Raw genomic sequence first — 6,000 nt, 5'->3', positions numbered from 1 at the left:
GGAGGCGCGGCGTGGGCTGGAGCTCGAGGCGCGCGTGGAAGAAGCGCAGCAGGCCCGGAGCGCCGCGGAGACGCGTGCCGAAGAAGAGCATCAAGCCCGAATCGCCGCGGAGCAGCGCGCGGAGGAAGCAGCGCGAGCCCAGGCCGAGGCGGAGGAGAGACTCCAGGCGCTTACGCACTCGAAGGCCGGCGCGGAGGAGCGGGCGGGCGCCGAGGCCCAGGCCCGCGGGCAGCTCCAGGCCAACCTCGCGGCCGCCGTCAAAGCCCGGGGCGAGTTCGAGGCCCGCGCGAAGCAGGAGCGGGAGAAGCGCCTTGCCGCGGAGGCTCGACTCCAGGCCGAGCTCCAGACGCGAGCCTCTGTCGAGGCCAGGAACCACGAAGAGCTGGAGCGCCTCACCGCGGATGCCGAGGCCGAGGCCTCCCGAGCCTCCGAGGAGCTCGCCCACTGGAAGGCTCAGGCGAGGCAGCTCGAGGAAGCCGCGCGCCACGAGACGGAACAGCTCCGCGAGCGCGAGCGGCAGCTCCAGGAGCAACTCGCACGGCTGTCTCAGGAGCTGGCGCGTCTGAAGGCGGAGAAGACTCGCACGGAGGCCGAGGCCGCCGAGCGCCTCGCCGTCGCCGAGCGCACACGCCGCGAGGCCGAGGAGACCGCGCGCCGAGAGGCCGAGGCCGTCGCGAAGGCCCGGTCGGAAGCTGAGCAGCTGGCCGCCCGCATGCAGTCCGCCGTGCTCAAGATCCAGGCGCCGGGGCAGGCCCAGGTGGTGGTCCCTCGGGGCGGCAGCGTGACGCAGGAGGGACTGGCGAACCTCTTGCTGACCCTGTGCGAAGGACACGCCGAGGTGCGGCTGGAGCTCAAGGCCAGCGACTCCCTAAGGATCCTCTGGCTGCGAAGAGGGAGCCTCGTGGGGGCGCTCTCGTCGGCTCCGGGCGAGACCCTGGTCGATCGCGCGCGCCGGGATGGATTGATCAACGCGCGCCAGGAGCACGAGCTGCGCCTGGTGCGCACCACCTCCACGGGCGCGCTCCTGGAAGCGCTCCGGAGCCGGGGCTACCTGCGCGAGGCCGAGGCCGTGCCGCTCGTGCAGCGCTACACCGAGCAGATCTTCCTCGACGCCATCGCCGAGCCCTCCTCGCTCTACCGCGTCTCCGACGAGCTGCCTCCGCACGAGATAGCGCTCGCGGCCGCCACGCGCCCGCCCCTGCACCTGCTGGCCGAGGCGCTGCGCAACTCCCTGTCCGTGGAGGCCTTCGTGACACAGGCCGGCGGCCTGCGAGCCGTGGTGGCGCGAGGAGACGCGGGGCTGGAGCCGGGCGAGTTTGGCCTCTCCGCGCGAGAGCTCCAGCTGCTGGCCCGGGTGGACGGAGAGCGGACGCTGGAGGAGCTGTTGCTCGGGGCCGGGCTGCCGCAGGAGACGGTGCTCAAGACGTTCGCCGTGGCGCGGGCGCTGGGGCTGGTGTCGCTGCGTCCCGCGGCCGAGCCCGCCGGCGAGCTGCCGCCCGAGCTGGACGTGCGCCGGCTCGAGGCCAAGTTCGAGGAGATCCAGGAGGCGGACTACTTCACGGTGCTGGGCCTGACGCGCACGGCGGGAGGCGAGGAGGTGAAGCGCGCCTTCGAGCGGCTCTCCACGGAGTTCCACCCGCTGCGGTTCGCGGGCCACCCGGACGCCTCGCTCCAGTACCGCGCCCAGCAGATCCGCGACGTGCTGGCCGAGGCAGCGCGGGCGCTCGCCGACGACAAGCTCCGGGCGGAGTACGCCCGCAACCTGCTGGACTAGGCCCTCCGTGTCCTCCCCGTTCCCAGGGTTGCCACGAGAGCCCGAGGTTCTCATCGAGACTCCTCGCTGGTCCTTCGTGAAGCGGCGGGCGGACGGGAGCATCGACTTCATCTCGCCGGTGCCGTGCCCCTACAACTACGGCTCCATCCCGGGGTTCCAGTCGGACGACGGGGATCCGCTGGATGTGGTGGTGCTCGGCCCGCGCCTGCGCCTGGGCGAGCGCCTGCGCGTGCCCGTGGTGGGAGTGGTGGACTTCATCGACGCGGGCCGGGGAGACCCCAAGGTCATCTGCAGCGCCCGGCCGCTCGGGGAGCGGGAGCGGGTGGGAGTGGAGCGCTTCTTCCGCGTCTACGCTCGCTTCAAGCGAGTGCTCCACCGGGCGCGCGGTCAGCTACCGGACACCCGCTTTCGAGGGTGGCTCGTCGGCCCGGACGAGGGGCTGCGGAACGGCTAACGCCTGGGCCTCAGCCCCGGTTGCCCGCTCGCTCCAGGAGGGTTAAGAGGAACCCCCATGGTTCGTGAGATCCTCATCTGGCCCGATCCCATCCTGAAGCAGAAGGCGAAGCCCGTCGCCAAGGTGGATGACTCCATCCGCACCCTGGTGAAGGACATGTTCGAGACGATGTATGCCGCGGACGGCGTGGGCCTCGCGGCACCGCAGGTCGGCATCCTGCAGCGCGTCATCGTCCTGGACACCACGCCGCGCCAGCCCGAGTCCAAGCCCCTGGCGATGATCAACCCGGAGCTCATCGCCCTGGAGGGCGAGCTGACCTACACCGAGGGTTGTCTCTCCATCCCCGGCGAGGCCGAGGACGTGAACCGCGCCGCCCTCGTCACCGTGAAGTTCCTGGACGTGGAGGGCCAGGAGCAGACGCTCAAGTGTGACGGGCTGCTGGCCGTCGCGGTGCAGCACGAGACGGACCACCTGAACGGCACCGTCTTCGTGGACCACGTGTCCACGCTCAAGCGCGAGCTGATCCGCAAGCGGATGAAGCGCCTCAAGTCCGAGCGCGACGAGCGTCCGTCGGCGTCGTAGCCCGCTTCACGCGCACGCCGCGCTTGGGACACAGGTCCGCCACGACACAGCGCTCGCAGGCGGGAGCGCGGGCAAAGCACGTCCTTCTCCCGTGCCACACCAGGAGCTGGTGGCCGTTGAACCACCGCTCTGGGGGCAGCAGGGCCTGCAGATCCTTCTCAATCTTGTCCGGGTGGCTCTGCCGGGAGAAGTCTAGCCGGCCCGCCAGCCGCTTCACGTGCGTATCCACCGGAAAAGCCGCGTCCCCTCCCAGGTGGATGCACACCACCCCCGCCGTCTTGCGCCCCACGCCCGGAAGCTGCTCCAGCGCCTCCCGGGAGGCGGGCACCACCCCCGAATGATGGGCCACCAGCGCCTTCGCCGCCGCCACGATGTTCTTCGCCTTGGCGCGGTACAGGCCGCATGTCTGGATGAAGGGCTCCACGGCCTCGGGTTTCACCGAGGCATAGGCCTGGGCATCCGGGAAGCGCTGGAAGAGGGCCGGCGTCACCATGTTCACCCGCTTGTCCGTACACTGCGCGGAGAGGATGACGGCCACCAGCAGCTCCAGCGGGGTGCGATAATCGAGCTCGATCCGCACCTCCGGCATCTCGGTCTCCAGCCGGCCCAGCACTTCGATCGCCCGTCGCCGCTTCGCCTCGATAGTCTCGCGTCCCACGCCTCGGTTGTATGACATAACCGCCCTCGTCGCAGAAGAGGGAACCCACCCAGTAGGTAGGAAAAATTCATGAAGCCCATCGACTTCCGCTCCGACACCGTGACGAAGCCCACTCCCGCCATGCGCCGCGCCATGGCCGACGCCGAGGTGGGTGACGACGTCTATGGGGAGGACCCCACGGTGAACCGGCTCGAGGAGCGGGTGGCCGAGCGGCTGGGGCTGGAGGCCGCTGTCTTCGTGGCCTCGGGCACGCAGGCCAACCAGATCGCCATGGGCCTGCACTGCCGCCCGGCCGACGAAGTCATCACCGAGACGGGCAGCCACATCGTCCAGTACGAGGGCGGCGCCCTGGCGGCCCTCTGGGGCGTCCAGCCGCAGTTCTTGTCCGGAGATCGCGGGCTGCTGACACCCGCGCAGGTGGCCGAGGCGGTGCGCGCAGAGAACATCCACGCGCCGCGCTCCAAGCTGCTGTCGCTGGAGAACACCCACAACCGCGGCGGCGGCACGGTGTGGCCGCTGGAGCGCTTCCAGGCCGTGGTGGAGGTGGCGCGCAAGGCGGGGCTCGCGGTGCACCTGGATGGAGCGCGCCTGTTCAACGCCCAGGCGGCCACGGGCACCCCGGCCTCCGCCTGGGCGAAGCTGACGGACACCACCTCGGTCTGCTTCTCCAAGGGGCTGGGCGCGCCGGTGGGCTCGGCGCTGGCGGGCTCCAAGGCGCTGATCCGTGAGGCGCGGCGGCTGCGCAAGCGGCTCGGGGGCGGCATGCGGCAGGCGGGCATCCTCGCCGCCGCGGCGCTCCACGCGCTGGAGCACCATGTGGACCGGCTGGCCGAGGACCACGCCCACGCGCGCCGGCTGGCGGCGGGGCTCGCCGAGATGAGCGGGGTGAAGGTGGAGCCCGCTCGGGTGGAGACCAACATCCTCCTCGTGGAGTTCTCCCGCCCGGCCAGTGAAATGGTCTCGCGGCTGGCCTCGCTGGGGGTGCTCCTCAACGCCACGGGGACGCACACCGCGCGGCTGGTGTGCCACCTGGACGTCTCGGCCTCCGACATCGACGAGGCGCTCACCCGGATCCGCCGGGCCCTCGAATCTTGATCTCCGAGCGAGCGTGGTAGGCTCCAGGGGCCTTGTCCCGTCTCGCCGCCCTCTCGCTGCTCGCCGTGCTCTCCGCGTGTGCCACGACGCGCGGGGAAGACAAGATCAGCTATGAGGATGCGTTCGGGCCCATGGCGCAGCCTCCGGCTTCCGCGCCTTCCTCCGAGCCCGCTCCCGTCCCGGTGGTCCGTGTCCGCACCAAGGCGCGAGAGCTGAAGGCCCCCGGGAAGGAGCTGCCCACGGCGCGCACCTCTCCGGAGCTGCAGGCCGCGCTCGCCGCGTTCATCAACCAGGCCCGCGAGTCCCGCAGGCAGGTGAAGCGCGGCAGCCCCATGCCCACCGAGCAGGAGGGGAACTGGGCGAAGGTGACGGGCTCGCTGGATGCCTTCCTGCGGCGCCCCGCGGAGAAGACCTCCTCGCTGGACATCGTCCGCGCCCGCGCCACGCTGGAGTCCGAGCTCGAAGAGGATGCCCGCTCATACGGAGACATCCCCGAGGCGCTCGCCGAGTCGGTGATGACGCGAGTCACCAAGCTCGAGGTCCGCATGGCGGAGGTGCGCCGCCTGATGGTGCAGACGGTGAACGTGATACCGCGCTTCACCTGGCCCATCTCCCCCGTGTCCGTGACGAGCGGCTTCGGCGAGCGGGAGCACCCCATCCTGGGAGAGCTGAAGGAGCACATGGGGGTGGATCTCGCCGCGAAGCGAGGCCAGGGCGTGTACGCGGCGGCTCCGGGCGTGGTGCTCAACGCCGGGTGGAACGGGGGTTACGGCTACCAGGTGGAGATCCAACACGCCCCGCGCGTCACCACGCGCTACAGCCACCTGTCGCGCGTGCTGGTGGAGCCGGGGCAGATCCTCGAGCGGGGAGACCTGGTGGGGCTGGCCGGGGACACCGGCATGGCCACCGGGGTGCACCTGCACTTCGAGGTGTGGAAGGACGGCCGGGCGAGGGATCCGCTGGACGAGCTGGACCACAACGACGGCTCGGTGGACATCGGCTCGGTGTCCGCCGGGGACACGCAGCCGCCCGCCAAACGGCAAGGGCGCCGCCCCGTGGTGGGACGACGCCCCTGAGGTGAAGCCTCGGAGCGCGCCGGCGTGCGCGGGCGCTCGCGGTGGCAGGCTCCAGGGCTACAGCGAGTTCTTCAGCTCCTTGGCAGGGCGGAAGCCGATGGTCTTCGAGGCCTTCAGCTTCATCATCTCGTTGGTCTGCGGGTTGCGGATCTTGCGCGCCTTGCGCGAGCGCACCGACCAGGTCCCGAAGCCGGGGTAGCTGAACCGCGCGTCCTTTTTCACCGCCTTGCCGATGTTGCTGAAGACGATGTCGATGAGCTCCGCGGCCGACTTCTTGGTCAGCCGGGACTGCGCAGCCACCACCTCCACAAGCTCTGCCTTGGTCATTCGCCCCTCCGTCTAGGGTTGTCTGGCTTGAAAC

At 70.8% G+C, this 6,000-nt stretch carries 7 protein-coding genes; 5 read left to right on the top strand and 2 right to left on the bottom strand.

The window, feature by feature from the left end; translation table 11 throughout:
* The 3 genes from ACJ8AT_RS02895 to def form a co-directional block, all read left to right on the top strand.
* Positions 1–1,774, top strand: a 1,774-nt coding sequence (locus ACJ8AT_RS02895; protein ID WP_407735989.1) for a DnaJ domain-containing protein, incomplete at its 5' end; no start/stop codon positions are given.
* 7 nt (positions 1,775–1,781) lie between these two features.
* The gene (locus tag ACJ8AT_RS02890) at positions 1,782–2,228 is read left to right on the top strand and encodes an inorganic diphosphatase (RefSeq protein ID WP_407735988.1); all 447 of its coding nucleotides are present in this window, start codon (positions 1,782–1,784) and stop codon (positions 2,226–2,228) included.
* Between the two features lie 57 nt (positions 2,229–2,285).
* Positions 2,286–2,810 (top strand): peptide deformylase, encoded by a 525-nt coding sequence (gene def, locus ACJ8AT_RS02885; protein WP_407735987.1) that lies wholly within the window; start codon positions 2,286–2,288, stop codon positions 2,808–2,810.
* Here def and nth read toward each other — a convergent pair.
* Positions 2,773–3,486 (bottom strand): endonuclease III, encoded by a 714-nt coding sequence (gene nth, locus ACJ8AT_RS02880; protein ID WP_407735986.1) that lies wholly within the window; start codon positions 3,484–3,486, stop codon positions 2,773–2,775. The genes def and nth overlap by 38 nt on opposite strands.
* Before the next feature lie 51 nt (positions 3,487–3,537).
* Here nth and ltaE point away from each other — a divergent pair, with 51 nt between their 5' ends.
* Together ltaE and ACJ8AT_RS02870 are read left to right on the top strand one after the other, a co-directional pair.
* Positions 3,538–4,563, top strand: a complete 1,026-nt coding sequence (gene ltaE / locus ACJ8AT_RS02875; protein ID WP_407735985.1) for a low-specificity L-threonine aldolase — start codon at positions 3,538–3,540, stop codon at positions 4,561–4,563.
* A gap of 32 nt (positions 4,564–4,595) precedes the next feature.
* Positions 4,596–5,639, top strand: coding sequence for a M23 family metallopeptidase (locus tag ACJ8AT_RS02870; RefSeq protein ID WP_407735984.1), 1,044 nt, complete (start codon positions 4,596–4,598; stop codon positions 5,637–5,639).
* A gap of 57 nt (positions 5,640–5,696) precedes the next feature.
* Here ACJ8AT_RS02870 and ACJ8AT_RS02865 read toward each other — a convergent pair whose 3' ends face one another.
* Positions 5,697–5,966, bottom strand: a complete 270-nt coding sequence (locus ACJ8AT_RS02865) for an HU family DNA-binding protein (RefSeq protein ID WP_407735983.1) — start codon at positions 5,964–5,966, stop codon at positions 5,697–5,699.
* Positions 5,967–6,000: the final 34 nt, after the last annotated feature.

The organism is Hyalangium sp. (assembly GCF_045802625.1).
Taxonomy (GTDB): Bacteria; Myxococcota; Myxococcia; order Myxococcales; family Myxococcaceae; genus Hyalangium.
Note: the sequence above shows the minus strand (reverse complement) of the source record. Positions and strands in the feature narration are given on the sequence as shown.